The organism is Streptomyces sp. GQFP (assembly GCF_021545335.1).
In the GTDB taxonomy this organism is placed as follows: Bacteria; Actinomycetota; Actinomycetes; order Streptomycetales; family Streptomycetaceae; genus Streptomyces.
On the sequence record NZ_CP089312.1, the window covers coordinates 5,508,631 to 5,523,089 of the forward strand.

At 68.9% G+C, this 14,459-nt stretch carries 18 protein-coding genes; 10 read left to right on the top strand and 8 right to left on the bottom strand.

The features are described from left to right. Window positions 1-8 precede the first annotated feature (8 nt). Window positions 9-278 carry a hypothetical protein gene (locus tag LUX31_RS37705; protein ID WP_328285690.1) on the bottom strand — a complete coding sequence of 90 codons (270 nt, stop codon included), beginning with the start codon at window positions 276-278 and terminating at the stop codon, window positions 9-11. 185 nt (window positions 279-463) lie between these two features. On the opposite strand from LUX31_RS37705, the gene LUX31_RS24460 reads away from it, so the two are divergent. Further along, the gene (locus tag LUX31_RS24460) at window positions 464-1,441 is read left to right on the top strand and encodes a helix-turn-helix transcriptional regulator (protein ID WP_235477098.1); all 978 of its coding nucleotides are present in this window, start codon (window positions 464-466) and stop codon (window positions 1,439-1,441) included. Between the two features lie 166 nt (window positions 1,442-1,607). Here LUX31_RS24460 and LUX31_RS24465 read toward each other — a convergent pair whose 3' ends face one another. Next, window positions 1,608-1,880, bottom strand: coding sequence for a hypothetical protein (locus LUX31_RS24465; protein WP_235477099.1), 273 nt, complete (start codon window positions 1,878-1,880; stop codon window positions 1,608-1,610). 134 nt (window positions 1,881-2,014) lie between these two features. Between LUX31_RS24465 and LUX31_RS24470 the strand changes: the two genes are divergently transcribed. The 6 genes from LUX31_RS24470 (at window position 2,015) to LUX31_RS24495 (ending at window position 5,902) form a co-directional block, all read left to right on the top strand. Beyond that, entirely contained in the window at window positions 2,015-2,839 is an 825-nt protein-coding gene (locus LUX31_RS24470; RefSeq protein ID WP_235477100.1) for a helix-turn-helix domain-containing protein, read from the top strand. After that, a complete protein-coding gene (locus tag LUX31_RS24475) occupies window positions 2,836-3,036 on the top strand; it encodes a DUF397 domain-containing protein (protein ID WP_235477101.1) in 201 nt (66 codons plus the stop codon). Before LUX31_RS24470 ends, LUX31_RS24475 begins: the two co-directional genes overlap by 4 nt. Window positions 3,037-3,112: 76 nt before the next feature. Continuing rightward, window positions 3,113-4,345 (top strand): AAA family ATPase, encoded by a 1,233-nt coding sequence (locus LUX31_RS24480; protein WP_235477102.1) that lies wholly within the window; start codon window positions 3,113-3,115, stop codon window positions 4,343-4,345. After that, window positions 4,335-4,931 carry a DUF4276 family protein gene (locus tag LUX31_RS24485; protein WP_235477103.1) on the top strand — a complete coding sequence of 199 codons (597 nt, stop codon included), beginning with the start codon at window positions 4,335-4,337 and terminating at the stop codon, window positions 4,929-4,931. The genes LUX31_RS24480 and LUX31_RS24485 overlap by 11 nt, the downstream gene beginning before the upstream one ends. 255 nt (window positions 4,932-5,186) lie before the next feature. Next, on the top strand, window positions 5,187-5,537 hold the full coding sequence (locus LUX31_RS24490) for a hypothetical protein (protein ID WP_235477104.1): 351 nt from the start codon (window positions 5,187-5,189) through the stop codon (window positions 5,535-5,537). After that, window positions 5,534-5,902 carry a hypothetical protein gene (locus LUX31_RS24495; RefSeq protein WP_235477105.1) on the top strand — a complete coding sequence of 123 codons (369 nt, stop codon included), beginning with the start codon at window positions 5,534-5,536 and terminating at the stop codon, window positions 5,900-5,902. Before LUX31_RS24490 ends, LUX31_RS24495 begins: the two co-directional genes overlap by 4 nt. Here LUX31_RS24495 and LUX31_RS24500 read toward each other — a convergent pair. The 6 genes from LUX31_RS24500 to LUX31_RS24525 form a co-directional block, all read right to left on the bottom strand. Beyond that, the gene (locus LUX31_RS24500; protein WP_235477106.1) at window positions 5,877-7,346 is read right to left on the bottom strand and encodes a HAMP domain-containing sensor histidine kinase; all 1,470 of its coding nucleotides are present in this window, start codon (window positions 7,344-7,346) and stop codon (window positions 5,877-5,879) included. The genes LUX31_RS24495 and LUX31_RS24500 overlap by 26 nt on opposite strands. A gap of 8 nt (window positions 7,347-7,354) precedes the next feature. Then, window positions 7,355-8,092, bottom strand: a complete 738-nt coding sequence (locus LUX31_RS24505) for a response regulator transcription factor (protein WP_235477107.1) — start codon at window positions 8,090-8,092, stop codon at window positions 7,355-7,357. A 110-nt stretch (window positions 8,093-8,202) separates the two neighbouring features. Further along, window positions 8,203-8,400 (bottom strand): hypothetical protein, encoded by a 198-nt coding sequence (locus LUX31_RS24510; protein ID WP_235477108.1) that lies wholly within the window; start codon window positions 8,398-8,400, stop codon window positions 8,203-8,205. 35 nt (window positions 8,401-8,435) lie between these two features. Beyond that, the gene (locus LUX31_RS24515) at window positions 8,436-9,593 is read right to left on the bottom strand and encodes a S1C family serine protease (protein ID WP_235477109.1); all 1,158 of its coding nucleotides are present in this window, start codon (window positions 9,591-9,593) and stop codon (window positions 8,436-8,438) included. A 132-nt stretch (window positions 9,594-9,725) separates the two neighbouring features. Beyond that, the gene (locus LUX31_RS24520; protein WP_235477110.1) at window positions 9,726-10,751 is read right to left on the bottom strand and encodes a LacI family DNA-binding transcriptional regulator; all 1,026 of its coding nucleotides are present in this window, start codon (window positions 10,749-10,751) and stop codon (window positions 9,726-9,728) included. Between the two features lie 107 nt (window positions 10,752-10,858). Then, window positions 10,859-11,659: a response regulator transcription factor gene (locus tag LUX31_RS24525; protein ID WP_235477111.1), complete on the bottom strand. Its 801-nt coding sequence runs from the start codon at window positions 11,657-11,659 to the stop codon at window positions 10,859-10,861. 185 nt (window positions 11,660-11,844) lie between these two features. Between LUX31_RS24525 and LUX31_RS24530 the strand changes: the two genes are divergently transcribed. From LUX31_RS24530 to LUX31_RS24540, 3 genes are read left to right on the top strand one after another with little or no spacing between them, the layout of a single operon-like run. Beyond that, window positions 11,845-12,708, top strand: a complete 864-nt coding sequence (locus tag LUX31_RS24530) for an alpha/beta hydrolase (protein WP_235477112.1) — start codon at window positions 11,845-11,847, stop codon at window positions 12,706-12,708. A 39-nt stretch (window positions 12,709-12,747) separates the two neighbouring features. Then, a complete protein-coding gene (locus LUX31_RS24535) occupies window positions 12,748-13,002 on the top strand; it encodes a MoaD/ThiS family protein (RefSeq protein ID WP_235477113.1) in 255 nt (84 codons plus the stop codon). A 10-nt stretch (window positions 13,003-13,012) separates the two neighbouring features. After that, window positions 13,013-14,143 (top strand): hypothetical protein, encoded by a 1,131-nt coding sequence (locus tag LUX31_RS24540; RefSeq protein ID WP_235477114.1) that lies wholly within the window; start codon window positions 13,013-13,015, stop codon window positions 14,141-14,143. Window positions 14,144-14,459 lie beyond the last annotated feature (316 nt).

Here is a 14,459-nt window from a genome sequence, read left to right on the forward strand (position 1 = left end):
TACGACGGTCAGCCGGCCGTCGGCGTCCAGTCGCCGAGCCAGTCGCCGACCTCCTGGCCGACCTCCTGGCCGGTGGCCTGGGCGTCGGTCAGCTGCGGGCGTTCGCCGCTCGCGGCGGAGGCCTTCGGCTGCGCGTCCGCACCGAACACACCGAAGACGCCGTCGTAGGCCATGGCTCCGGCGGAGGCCAGGGCCAGCGGTACGCCGACGACCAGGGCGGATCTGCGCCGGCGGTGACGGCTGCGACTGTGGGGCGGCTTGCTGCGGGTCTCGCTCACGGCGGCTTCCGATCAAGTGGGGGGTTAACTGGCGGGAGAGCCATGTCACTTGGCTGTCGCAGCCGGGGGCGGAAAGGTTGCCGTATTGCGGCGGGGAAGATCTGGAGCGGAGACCGGAGACCGGAGACCGGGGGCGGAGCAATGGACCGGAGACCGGGGACGGAGATCGGACGGAGGGAAGCGGAATGATCGGGACGGTGTTCCGTACGGATGACGTACCTGCGGGGGACAGGTTCGACTACTGGCAGGAACTGGTCGGCCGGACGCGCTCCAGCGCACTCGTCAGCGACCACGCCGCCGAATTCTGGGCGGAGCAGCGGCTGTTGGAGCTGGGGCCGGTGGTCGTGAGCCAGATGTCGTTCAAGCCGACGCGCTACCGACGGACTCCGAAACTGGTACGCCAGTCCGACCCCGAGCTGTACCACCTGACGCTGCTGATCGACGGCGGCCTGGCACTCGACCACGCCGGGCGCGAAAGCAGGTACACGTCACGTGACCTGCACCTGGCCGACAGCTCACAGCCGTACGACGTGAGATCGGCGGACGACCGTCAGGGCGGTGTCGTCACGGGGATGGCCGTGGACTTCCCCAAGGCGCTGCTGCCGCTGCCGCCGCACCGGGTACGGGAGTTGCTGGGCCGGAACCTGCCGGGGCGGGAGGGGGTCGGTGCGCTGCTCGCGGACTTCGTCGTCGGCCTGGACCGGCAGGCCGACACGCTCCAGCAGTCCGACGCGCCGCGCCTGGGCACGGTGGTCCTCGACCTGCTGTCGGCATGGTTCGCGCAACTGCTGGAGGCGGAGGGTGAGTTGTCGCCGGAGACGCGGGGCCGGGCAACGGTGAAACACGTCATGGGATTCATCCGGCAGAACCTCCACGACCCGGAACTGACCCCGCCGGTGATAGCGGCCGCCCACAACATCTCCCTCAGCTACCTCCACCGCATCTTCCAGCAACAGGCGGGCGGCGAGACGGTGGCGGCGTGGATCCGGCGCCGACGCCTGGAGAACGCGCACAAGGACTTGGCGGAGGCCTCACTGCGCGGCACGCCGATCCATGTGATCGCGGCCCGCTGGGGCTACCAGCGTCCGTCGGACTTCACGCGGGCGTTCAGGGCCGCCTACGGGATGTCACCGAGGGAACACAGACAACAGACGCTGCCCTGAGGGGAGTAGACGCAGGGCCAAGAAAGTGTGCACCGCCTGCGAACGACAAGGGCAAGCCACCCAGGCATTGTTGATCTCGCAACGGGGGAAAATCTCGGTCGCGGAGCGGAACCTCTGCTCGGCTCCGCGACCGAGGATCCCGGCACGGGGTGCCGGGTACCGGGTATCACCACTCCGCGGGGATCCGCCCACCCCGGCTGACCGCGATCCGCAGGACATCGGCCAACGCCTCGACAGCCCGCGTGAGCCCGAACCGCACGGCCCGCTCCCCCGCCTTGGGGTCCTCGAGCAAGGCCCGCGCCCCCATCAAGACCTGCTCCCCGGAGTCCAGTTGGGCTTCCTCGATGTCATCGGCGAGGAGAGAGAGCCGGCTGAGATCGCTGTCGGTGCTGAGGTAACAGGGGTTGCCTTCGGGGGTGGTCCAGGGGAGGAGACGCATGGGCGGGGTCCTTCGGTGGGGGGCATGTGTGACGAGCGGTGATTACCGTTCGTGTTCCGATCGTCACTGCTTCGGCGTACGCTGCGGAAGAGGGTGGGCGTTGTCCGGGGCGCCCGGCAAGGGGCAGGAGTGACGTGGGCGAACTGGTCGACGGGAAGCAGGAGTCGGGGCGGGCAGTGCTCGGGCGGACGCTCAAGTACCTGCGGGGCCAGGCGGACAAGTCGCTGGGCCAACTGTCCGAGGAGACCGGGTACGACAAGAGTTACCTCTCCCGGCTGGAGTCGGGCGAGCGGTTGTCCAAGGTGACGGTCATGGAGGACCTGGACACGTACTACGAGTCCGGTGACCTGCTGGTGAGCCACTGGCGGGTGGCTCGGCTGGACGCGTTCAAGGACCAGTACAAGGCGTTCATGGGGCTGGAGGGGACGGCTCGGGCGATGTGGAAGTTCGCCGTTGCGGTGCCCGGCCTGTTCCAGACCGAGGACTTCGCCCGTGAGGTGTTGTCCGGTGGCCAGACAACGGAGGACAGCGACGAGTTGATCGAGGAGCTGGTCGCGGCGCGCCTTGGTAGGCAGTACCTCCTGCGGCAGAAGCCGCTGTCCGACGTCCGCGCCATCATCGACGAGGTCGCGTTTCGGCGTCCGGCTGCCAGCGCCAAGACGTGGAGTGAACAACTGCTTCACCTTGAGGAAGTGGCTCAGTGGTCCAACGTGACACTCCAAGTGCTGCCCTTCTCGGCGGGAGTTCACCATCACATGAGTGGATCGCTGACAGTGCTCTGGCAGAAGGACGGAACTGCCGCTGCCTACATGGAGGGCAACGGATGCCGTGAATTGACCGAGGATCCGGACGATGTCCTGCGGCGCCGACTGTCCTACGATCGGCTCCGCGACATGGCGTTGTCCCCGTCGGCCTCGCTCATGTTCATCAGGGACCTACTGGAGGAGCACAGATCATGACGCACACCCCTGACCTCGGCACGGCTGTGTGGCGCAAGTCGAGCTACAGCGAAGGGGGAGACAACGACTGCGTCGAGGTCGCCGACGGCTACGCGGGCCTGGTTCCGGTCCGGGACAGCAAGACCCCGACCAGCCGCCCGCTGCTCTTCGGGTCGGCGTCGTGGCAGGTGTTCGTCGGGGCCGTCAGGGGCGAGTAGCGCGCCCCGGTCCAGGTCGGACGGTTAGTGTGGCGCTGCATCCGTTTCGTGTACCTGCGGTGCGTGAGGAGCAGCGGTGATCACCCGGATCGAGATCGACGGCTTCAAGACGTTCGACGACTTCTCGCTCGACCTGCCGCCGTTCCTGGTCCTGCTGGGCGCGAACGGTTCGGGCAAGTCCAACCTGCTGGAAGCGGTCGCGTTGCTCGGGCAGCTGGTGAGGGAGCCCAGCAGTCAGACACTGGTCCGGTATGCCAGGCGGGGCGGGCCCCGGGAGCTGTTTCGGCGGGGGCCGGACGGTGAGCTGGTCGACGAGATCCGGATTGGCGCGACGGTCTTGGTGCAGGCTTACCAGATCGGAGCCGTGCACATGCGTGTCGACGTGAGCATCGGCTATCGCGAGGCTCCGGAACCGCTGACCGTCGATCTGTCATTCGAGGCAGTCGACAGCCACCGCCTTGAGGTGTCACCGAAGACGGCCGAGCAGATCGACAGCAATGCCGCCATCCTCCAGTCCTGGACAGGACCTCGATCGGAGACGGACAACCATTTCGTAATGCTCGCAACCAGTGGACTGGGACATTCTGCTTCCAACTGGTGGATCCTCGACCCCGTTCCCGAGGCCATGCGGCAGCCCGCCGATGCGTACGACTCCGATCGCCTGGCCGAGGACGGACGGAACCTAGGGGCCGTGCTGGGGCGATTGTGGGAAGGCGATCCGGAGCGGAAATGGGCCTTCGAAGCAGATGTGTCCGCTCTCCTTCCGGATGTCCGGGAGATCGACGTGGTCCGGGACCATGACCGGGCTCAATGGGATATCTGGGTCCAGTACAAGCACGAGCCGAGAATGGCGCCGCGTGTCGTCTCTGGCGGAACTCTCCGCATGCTCGCACTGCTGGCGGCGGCACATGACCCGGACCACCCTGGTGTGTTGATGTTTGAGGAACCCGAGAACGGCCTGTATCCGAGCCGTGTACCGAGGCTGTTGGAACGGTTGAGGGGACACGCCACCGATCTCGGTTCCTACGAGCCCGCGAAGGAGAACGAAGTTCGTCGGAGCGGTGTTCGCGAACGACTCCGTCAGATCCTCGTGACCTCACACTCCCCAGTCGTCCTCGCCTCCCTCCTCGACGACGCCCCCCACGACGTCGTCTTCCTCGACACCGTCACCCGCCTCGGCGAAGGCAAATCCCCTGCCCGCCTGACCCGGGCACGGAAGGTCGCCGAAGGCGGTGAGCGGGGCACCTACGTGACGCCCATCGAGGTACGCCAGTACCTCGACCCCGTGGGGTACGCCCATGGCGCGTAGGTACTTGAGCATCGCGCTGCTCACCGAGGGGCTGAGCGACCAGTGGTTCTACGTACCCCTCATCGACCGTCAGGTGGAGGCGCTGGAGTCGGAGTCCGAGGTCGGGTTCGACTTCGTAGGTACGACTCCCGGCAGCTGTTTCACCGTCGCGCCCCGTGAACGCGTAGTCCAAGAGGTCGAACTGCTCCTGGAGCACATGGACATCGTGATCGTCCATCACGACCACAATGAGCGAGGCAAGGTCGAGGCCTTACGTGCCGGGCTGAGCGCCCCTCAGTCCGCGGAACGCGTCATCGGGATCGTCCCCGTCCGGGAGACGGAAGCCTGGATGCTCGCCGACCCGGCCGCGTTGCCCGACGGCCCGGCAACGGCGCTACGGGACTTGATCGGGTCACCGCGCGAGGTCGAGAAGGTCGCCGATCCGAAGAAGGCCCTTGGGCAGGTGTTCGGCCCACGGCACCGTCCCGAGTACGACTTCGACCGCCTTGGACAGCGCGTGTCCTTGACCGAGCTTCAGCAGATCCCCGCCTACGGCCGCTGGGTCGGCGATCTCCGCGAAGCACTGGAGCGAATGCGCTGCCTGTGACCGCCCGGATGCCAACGACTGACGTTGTCCTGGTCCGCGTTCATGGGAGGCGTCAAGGGGGCAGCGGGTGTGAACACCGTCGGGTGAACGGGGCGGGAAACCGGGACGGCAAGGGGAGCGGTCCGGTCGCTGTGACGTCATGACAGAGAGCACTGCCACCGCCTACGTGCCGAACGTGTCGGCGAACCCGTACGTGTGGGGACGGTGAGCGCGGCTATGGTCGTAGACACGACGCGTCGAAGGAGGACATCGGTCATGGCTGCTCACGCTGCGGAACCCGAGTCGGTTGTCCCTCCCATGCCCGAGCGGACCCCGAAGGCGCTGCGCGCGGCCATTGCGCAGCACGCTCCCGAGCTTCTCCCTGACTTCGACGCCCACTGGAAGTGGGCGATCGCCGACGCGTACAACACCGGCCCGGTGCCGGCTTTCATTGCCCTTTGGTGGGGTGAGTACGCCCTCGCCCGTGACCCCAAGTTGGATGCGTACGTGCGCGATCTCGAACACCGAGCCGCGTACGAGTGCACCGACATCGTCGAGGCCAAGGCACTCCTGGAAGAAGCTGCCAAGATCCACTACCGGGTCCGAGAACTGGAGCCTGGCGAGTGACTGATGGGTTCATGGGGCCGCCTTGGCAGGCGGACTGGCGGATCGATGCCCTCGCCACCTTCGAGGGCCTGCCCGACGATGTTCGGGAGATCGTCCTCGCCGTGCGCGCTGAACTGGTCACGGCGAAAGACCCGTATTTCCGCGGCATCGATGCTGGTGCCGGGCTTCCCGAGGGCATGAGGGTCATGCCGGGCCGGTCGACTGATCCGAAGGGGCGCCACACCTGCTTTTTCGACGACGGTCACGGCTGGCTGAAGTACAGCTTCGTCCGCCGAACCGAAGATCCGCAGATCGTGGTCGAAGAGATCTTCTGGCAGGAAGCCGACCCGATCGAGTTCCCTACACCGTCTCCGGCGGCGGAGTAGCCGCCCCCGGCAACCGCACCGTAGCCACCGTCCCACCCCCCACCGCCCGAGCCAACGTGACCTCACCGCCAGCCTGCTGCACCGTACGCGCCACGATCGACAGCCCCAGCCCCGAACCCGGCAGGGCACGCGCTGAAGGTGAGCGCCAGAAGCGGTCGAAGACGTGGGGGATCTCGTCGGCCGGGATGCCGGGGCCGTGGTCGCGGACCGTGAGTACACCGGACGCGAGCTGGACCTCGATCGTGCCGCCCTCCGGGCTGAACTTCACCGCGTTGTCGAGGATGTTGACCACCGCCCGTTCCAGGGCCGAGGGTTCCGCGCGGACGAACCAGGGCTGGATGTCCGCCGTGATCGTCAGTTCCGGGCCGCGCAGGCGGGCTCGGCGCAGGGCCGACTCCACCGTGTCCTCCAGGGCTACCACCTGGACGCGTTCGCCCCGTTGGCCCTCCGAGCGGGACAGTTCCTGCAAGTCGCCGATCAGGGCGGCCAGTTCGGTCATCTGGGCCTTCACCGAGGCGAGCAGGGCCTTGCGGTCCGCCTCCGGGATGGGGCGGCCTGTCTCCTCGCTGCGGGTGAGGAGTTCGATGTTCGTGCGCAACGACGTGAGCGGCGTGCGTAGTTCGTGGCCTGCGTCCGCGATCAACTGCTGTTGCAGTTCCCGGGAGTTGGCCAGCGCCGACGTCATCGAGTTGAAGGAGTGAGAGAGGCGGGCGACCTCGTCCTCGCTCTCCTCGTTCACCGGGATGCGGACCGTCAAGTCCTCGGTGCGGGCCACGTGTTCGACGGCTTCGGTGAGTTTGTCGACGGGGCGGAGTGCCGCTCGGGCCACCGCGAGGCCTGCGGCTCCGGCGCCCACGACTCCGATGCCGGAGACGAGGAGGAGCAGCAGCGCCAGTTCGTTGAGCGTCGACTGGGTGCTCTTGAGCGGGACGGCGACCGACAGGACGGCGCCTTCGTAGATCTGCGGCTGAGTGCCGGGACCCTGCGAGATGATCAGAGGGGTCGTCAGCACGCGTACGGCGTTGCCGTCGTCGTCGGTTCCGTTGCGGAAGATCCCGCTGCCACTGGCCGCGTTCTTGACGACGGTCTTGTCGCTGTCGGTGACCTTGATCATGCCTTCGGAGGTCAGCGAGACGCAGGCCGTTCCGTCGGTCTTCACCAGCTGCAGGTAGTAGGTGTCCCGGGCGCGGAAGTCGTTGCTGGTCTCGATCGGCGTCTGGGTGCAGTTGCTGAGCGCCTCCACCACCTCGGTGTACTGCTGGGGCCGAGCCGTCGCCTTCTGCAGATCGTTGTCGACCTCGTCGTACAGCTTCCCCTGCACGATGAACCAGCACGTCACCGACACCGCCGCCACCGCGAACGCCACCGCCGCCGCGACCAGCAGCGACAGCCGGGTACGGATGGGCAAGGAGCGGAACCGGCGGCCTACCGCCACCTGTTTCATGCCCAGCTTCATTCCGCGCCGCCCTGCCGCAGCACATACCCCACGCCCCGCACCGTGTGGACGAGGCGCGGCTCGCCGCCCGCCTCCGTCTTGCGGCGGAGGTACATGACGTACACGTCGAGGGAGTTGGAGGAGGGCTCGAAGTCGAAGCCCCAGACCGCCTTCAGGATCTGTTCGCGGGTGAGGACCTGGCGCGGGTGGGCCAGGAACATCTCCAGGAGGGTGAACTCCGTGCGGGTCAGTTCCACCGCCCGGCCGCCGCGCGTCACCTCGCGCGTCGCGAGGTCCATACGCAGGTCGGCGAAGGTCAGGGCCTCGTCCTCCGGGATGCTGCCCGCCACGGCCGCGGCTGCGTAGGAGCTGCGGCGGAGCAACGCCCGTACCCGGGCGAACAACTCGTCCAGCTCGAAGGGCTTGACCAGGTAGTCGTCCGCCCCCGCGTCCAGGCCGGTCACCCGGTCGCCGACCGTGTCACGGGCCGTCAGCATCAGGATGGGCGTGGTCGTGCCCGCGCCGCGCATCCTGCGGGCCGCCGTCAGGCCGTCCATCCTCGGCATCTGGATGTCCAGGACGACCAGGTCGGGCTGGTACGCGGTCGCCTTCTCCAGGGCGTCCGCGCCGTCGACCGCGACCTCCGTGTCGTACCCCTCGAAGGCGAGGCTGCGCTGGAGTGCTTCTCGCACGGCCGGCTCGTCGTCGACGATCAGGATGCGCTGGGTGTCACGGTCGCCTTCGGCGGGGCTCATGGTCGTGGATTCCTCGGGTGCGGTGGGACATGGCGGGCGCCTTCAGCCTCGCACGTTTCCGGTCTGCTGCGGAAAGGAAAGGCAGCGGAAAGGATCAGCTGTGGCAAGGATCAGCTGAGTGCGGGGCGGCGGCTGCGCGTCGTCGCCCTGCGGGCCGCTGCCGTACGCGTGACCGTCGCCACCTCCGGGGCCCGGACCGCAGCCGTCGGCGGGTGCAGGGCGAAGGCCACGCCGAGGGCGAGGTCCAGGGCGGCCGGGCCGGTGGTGGCCGTACCGGCGGTCAGCTTGTGCGAAACCTGCTTGATCATGACGTACCCCTGTCTCTTATCTCTTTATCAAGGCTTCAGGTGGTCGAGCCGGAGCGCAGCGTCGCCAGGTCGGACTTGACCGTGTTGATCGGGATGGCGAAGCCCAGACCCGCGCTGCCCGCGTCCGACGAGGACGAACTCGCCGAGTACATCGCGGAGTTGATGCCGATGATGTTGCCGTTCATGTCGATGAGCGCGCCGCCGGAGTTGCCCGGGTTGAGGGACGCGTCCGTCTGGATGGCCTTGTACGTCGTCGTGGACGAGCCGGTGTCGCCGTTGAACTCCTGGCCACCGAACTCGAACGGCCAGTCGCCGCCGCTGCCGCCGCCCTGCTGTTGCTGCTGATCCTGGCTCTGGCTCTCCTCGGTCGCGACGGTGACGTCACGGTTGAGGGCGGACACGATGCCGCTGGTGACCGTGCCGGTCAGGCCCTCGGGGGAGCCGATCGCCACGACCTCGTCGCCGACCTGGACGCCGGCGGAGTCGCCGAGGGTCGCCGTCTTCAGACCGGAGGCGTCCTCCAGCTTGATGAGGGCCAGGTCCTTCTTGCTGTCGGTGCCGACGACCTGCGCGGTGTAGGTCTTGCCGTCGCTCGTCGACACCTTGATGGACGAGGCGCCGGAGATGACGTGGTTGTTGGTGATGATCTCGCCGTCGGACGTGATGATCACGCCTGAGCCGGTCGACGAACCCGCGTTCGAGGTCGCGTTGATCTCGACGATGCTCGGGCTGACCGCCGCGGCGACCCCGGAGACCGTGCCCTTCGCGCTCGACGGCACCACGTTGGTGCTGGTGCTGCTGGAGGTCACGGCGGAGTCCGAGTTGGTCAGCTCCTGGATGCCGTACGCCGTGCCGCCACCGATGGCCGCGGCGACGATCGCCACAGCCGCGAGGAGGGCGAAGGGGCCCTTCGCGCGCTTCTTGCGGGAGGGGGAGGCCTCACCCTCGGGGGCGGCGGCCGGGGCCTCCGCGAGCAGGGTGGCGGTGGCTGCGGGCTGCTCGTACGGGGCCTGCTGGACCTGCGCCGGTTCCTGGTACGCGGGCTGCTGGACCGTCGGCGGCTCGTACGCCGGCGGGGGCGGCCACTCGGGGTTCACGGGAGAGGAGGCAACGGGCTGCTGGGGGTACGCGGACTGCGGCTCGTGGCCCTGGGGGGTCTCGTACTCGCCGCTGCGGCGGAAGCTCTCGGTCATGGAACAGAGCTTGTCGCCCCCGCATGAGAGCTGACTGAGTGCTCCCTGAGAAGCACGGCAGAACCTCGTATGCCCGAAATAAAGACCCGCGCCGACCGCCTGCGGACCTGCGGAAACCCCCGTCCGGGGCGGCTATTCGCAGCCGCAGGAACGACGTACGACCAACCGCGAAGGGAACTGTTTCAGCCGCTCCCGGCGGGAACCGGCCACCCGTACGCCGTCGTCGAGGACCAGGTCCACGGCCGCGCGGGCCATGGCCGGGCGGTCGGAGGCGACGGTGGTGAGGGGCGGGTCCGCGAGGGCCGCTTCCTTGATGTCGTCGAAGCCGGCCACCGCCAGCTCGCCGGGTACGTCGATCCGCAGCTCGCGGGCCGCGCGCAGCAGGCCGATCGCCTGGTCGTCGGTGGAGCAGAAGATGGCCGGGGGGCGGGTGGCCGGGTCGGCGAGGATCTCCAGGGCGGCCTTGTAGGCGTCGTACCGGTTGTAGAGGACCTGGTAGAGGCGGCCCTCCGTGGAGACGCCGGCCTCGTCCATCGCGCGTCGCCAGCCCTGGACGTGGTCGGAGACCGGGTCGCCGACCGCGGGGGTCTCGGCGGTGCCGCCGATACAGGCGACGTACTCGTAGCCGTGCTCCAGCAGGTGGCGGACGGCGAGGTGGGCGCCGCCGATGTCGTCCGTGACGACGGCGACGTCGTCTATCGCCTCGGGGCGTTCGTGCAGCAGGACGACCCGGGCGTCCCAGGCGTCGATCTCCGCCGCCGCGTTGTCGCTCATGGCGTGGCTGACCAGGATCAGCCCGGAGACCCGCATCCCGAGGAAGGCCCGCAGATAGTGGACCTCGCGCTCGGCGACGTAGTCGGAGTTGCCGACCAGCACCATCTTTCCGCGCTCGGACGCGGCCTGTTCGACCGCGTGCGCCATCTCCCCGAAGAAGGGCTGGCGCGCGTCCGGCACGATCAGGCCTATGAGGTCCGTGCGCCGCGATGCCATCGCCTGGGCGACTCGGTCGGGCCGGTACCCCAGTTCCTTGATCGCGGCGAGGACACGCTCGCGCGTGGCCGGGGCAACCGGCCGGGGTCCGTTGTTGATGACATAGCTGACGACGGCAGTCGACGTCCCTGCCAGTCGCGCTACGTCATCCCTGGTTACCTTGGCCACGCGCGGAGTCTACGCGGATGGACCCGCTCTGGGCAGGGCGTAAGGACTTCGTTACTACCCGCCCGGAGCGCGGACCATGCCGTGCGCCGTCACGCGTGTACCGGCGGTCAGGCCTCGGCGGTGACCTCGGCGGACTCCTCCACGGCGTCCAGGGCGGCCGAATCGCCCGTGGTGCCCGCATCCTCCGACTTCGCGAGGGCCGCCTTGGCCTTCGCCTCGTCGCTCGCGCGGTCGCCCTTCTCCGGCGTAACGAATCGATAACCGACGTTCCGGACGGTCCCGATCAGCGACTCGTGCTCGGGTCCGAGCTTCGCGCGCAGCCGTCGTACGTGCACGTCGACCGTGCGGGTGCCGCCGAAGTAGTCGTAGCCCCAGACCTCCTGGAGGAGCTGCGCGCGTGTGAAGACGCGGCCCGGGTGCTGGGCGAGGTACTTCAGCAGCTCGAACTCCTTGAAGGTGAGGTCGAGGACCCGGCCCTTCAGTTTCGCGCTGTACGTCGCCTCGTCGACCGAGAGGTCGCCGTTGCGGATCTCCATGGGGGAGTCGTCGTTGACGATCTGCTGGCGGCCCATGGCCAGCCGCAGTCGCGCCTCGACCTCGGCCGGACCGGCCGTGTCGAGCAGTACGTCGTCGATGCCCCAGTCGGCGGTGACGGCCGCGAGGCCGCCCTCGGTGACGACGAGGATCAGCGGACAGCCGGGTCCGGTGGAGCGGAGGAGCTGACACAGGCTGCGCACCTGGGGCAGATCACGCCGGCCGTCGATCAGGATGACGTCGGCACCGGGGGTGTCGACGAGAGCGGGTCCCTCGGCCGGAGCGACGCGCACGTTGTGCAGCAGCAGGCCGAGGGCCGGAAGCACCTCGGTCGACGGCTGAAGGGCATTGGTCAGGAGCAGCAGAGAACTCATACGTCTGGTTCCTCCTCGGTCCCTGCGAGGACGTTTGCGGCACTGCGGCACTGCATGCACGATCCCGAAGCCTCGTACAACCCGCGGTCACCTTGAGTTTTCCGCTTCGTATACAACGCGTTCGAAAGCACAAAAGGACTCGGGGGCTACGCTGCCCGAGTCCTCTGCCCAGCAGAATAGCCCACATGAGCACTGGTCCGGCAGGTCATGTGACGCGATCTTTCACCGTCCCGAACTCTGAGACGGCTGATCGCACCCCTCTGCGAAGGTTTCTGAGCACTGACGACGGGGTGACGATCGATGCCGTATACGAGCCGGGAGGCGTTGTATACGACGCTTCGACGCCATCTTCCGATCATCTGGCGTTCGTCGTCGCGCACGGTTTCACAGGGGATGTGGACCGCCCGCACGTTCGACGGGTGGCGGAGGCGTTCGCGCAGTACGGCGCCGTGGTGACGTTCTCCTTCCGGGGCCACGGCGCCTCGGGCGGACGTTCGACGGTCGGCGACCGCGAGGTCCTCGACCTCGCCGCCGCCGTCAGATGGGCACGTGAACTAGGGCACACCCGGGTCGCCACGGTCGGCTTCTCGATGGGCGGCTCGGTCGTGCTCCGGCACGCGGCGCTGTACGGGCCGAAGCACGAGGGGCGCACGGATGCGGTGTCGGACGCCGTGGTTTCGGTGAGTGCGCCGGCCCGTTGGTACTACCGGGGTACGGCCCCCATGCGCCGCGTGCACTGGCTGGTGACCCGCCCCGAGGGCCGCCTGCTGGGCCGCTACGGCCTCCGTACGCGCATCCACCACCGCGACTGGAACCCCGTACCCCTCTCCCCGGTGGAGGCGGTGCCCCGGATCGCGCCGACCCCGCTCCTCATCGTCCACGGCGACCGCGACGGCTACTTCCCGGTGGACCACCCGCGGATGCTCGCGGAGGCGGCGGGGGACGCGGGCGAACTGTGGCTGGAGCCGGGGATGGGTCACGCGGAGCACGCGGCGGACGACGAGCTGTTGCGGCGCATCGGGGACTGGGCTGTCGCACAGGCGGGCTAGCCTGAGTGATGTCACAGCCGATTGATTGAGGAAGCAGAGATGCCAAAGGTCACGGTGCGCTACTGGGCCGCCGCGAAGGCCGCGGCCGGGGTCGCCGAGGAGCCGTACGACGCGGCCACCCTCGCCGAGGCGCTCGACGAGGTCCGCGAGCGACACCCCGGCGAACTCGTCCGCGTCCTGCGCCGATGCTCGTTCCTCATCGACGGTGACCCCGTGGGCACCCGCGAACATGAGACGGTACGGCTGGCCGAGGGCGGCACGGTCGAGGTGCTCCCGCCGTTCGCAGGAGGGTGAGCGCAGGGCTATGAGCGACCAGCAGCAGCCGTATGGGCAGCAGTACGAGGGCCAGTACGAGGGCCAGTACGAGGGCCAGTACGGCGACGCGTACCAGAGCCAGAACCAGAGCCAGAACCAGGGTTACGACCCGTATCAGCAGCAACAGCAGCAGCCTCAGGCGCAGGCCTGGCCCGGGCAGCAGCAGGCGTACGACGAGGCGCAGGCGCAGCAGTACACGCAGCAGTGGCAGGGTCAGACCTGGGAGACCCAGATGCAGGCCCCGGTGACGGCTCTGGCGGAGGTGCCGGAGGTGCCGGAGACTCCGTACCTGCCGCCGCAGAGCGCTGCCGGGGACACCGGGGACACCGGGTACGGGCCCGCCACGGTCGCGGGCAACGCCCGGATCACCGACGCGCAGCGGGCGCGCCTCGAAGGGCGTTCGCCGATCATCGAGCCCGGGATGCAGCCCGCCGCCCTCACGGCGGTGCTGGGGCTGTTCCTGTCCGGTACGGCGGCCATCGGGTCGTACGCGCTGGTCGTGCCGCTCGTCGTCCTCCAGGCGGTCACCGCGGCCGGCTGGTTCCGGCTGAACGGCATGTGGCCGGCCCGGCAGGGCATCGCCCTCGCCTTCGCGGGCGGGCTCACGGCGGACGTGGCCCTGCTGGCGGCGGGGCGCGAGAACGGTCCTGCGGCGATCCTCGGCACGCTCGCTGTCTGGGTCCTGCTGACCCTGGTCCTCCAGCTCCGGTCCCACGCGGATCCGGACACCCGGATGTCCGGCCTGATGGCGACGGTCGCCTCGGCGGCGCTGACGATCATCGCGGCCGGTCACCTCGCGGCGGACCCGGACGCGGTGAGCGTCGGGGCGGCCGCGGTCGCGGTGGCCGTGCTGGCCCGGGCGCTGCCGTTGCCGACGGCCGTCTCGGTGGTGGTTGCCCTGCTGGCGGCTGCGGGGGCCGGGGTGGCGGTCGGGGGGATGACGGGGCTGGGGAGCGAGGGTGCGTTCCTCGGGGTGGCGGCGGGGGTCTGCGCGCTCGTCGGACACCGGGTGGCCAGCTACGACTACCCGTCGCGGTTCGTGCACTTCACGGCAGGGGTGGCGCTGCCGTTGGCGGCGGCTGCTCCGGCGGTGTATTTGGTGGGGCGGGCGTTGGCCTGAGGGATTTTCCTCGCCCCCGCCGCCCCTACCCGTCCCATCCTTCTGGGGGCTGCCGCCCCCAGACCCCCGCTCCGGCCCTGAACGGGCCTTGTCCTCAAACGCCGGACGGGCTAAAAGATCAAGCCCCGGCTGGCACCATCCAGCCCGTCCGGCGTTTGAGGACGAGCGCGTTCAGCGCGACTTTCCCACCCACCCGCCTGCCACCACCTCCCAGCCTGTCCGGCGTTTGAGGACGAGGCCGTTCAGGCCGACAGCGGGGGTTTGGGGGCGCAGCCCCCAGGGATGGGACGGGTAGGGGCGGCGGGGGCGAGGAAAG